Source organism: Paenibacillus sp. N119s, from assembly GCF_059447605.1.
Map to the genome: position 1 here is coordinate 1 of NZ_JCAJRU010000526.1, position 399 is coordinate 399.

Here is a 399-nt window from a genome sequence, read left to right on the forward strand (position 1 = left end):
CTGCGTAGCTACATTCATCGAACGCAAGACCCGACTGTACACCGCCGTTCCCATGCCTGACCGTACAGCTTTGTCCATGGAAATTGCTTTTGGTGTAGTAGCCTCGCAGTACCCTGATGGTGCATTTCAAACCGCTACTGCAGATCGTGGCAAGGAATTCGCCTGTTACGCCAGCTTGGAAGAAGCTCATGGCCTACAGGTATATTTCGCAGATCCGTATTCTTCCTGGCAACGCGGCTCGAATGAGAATGCCAATGGCCTCTTGCGAGAGTTTTTTCCCAAGGGGACAGATTTTGCACAAATCACGGATGAAGCCTTGGAGACTGCTCTGCGCTTGATCAACCATAGACCACGAAAATGCTTGGGTTGGAGAACCGCTCACGAATCCTTTTCAGAGGA

General features: G+C 50.9%; 1 protein-coding gene. It reads left to right on the top strand.

The annotated features are described in order from the left end of the window. The coding region (locus AC5V8P_RS26150; RefSeq protein ID WP_495474125.1) for an IS30 family transposase at positions 1–399 on the top strand (399 nt) is incomplete at both ends.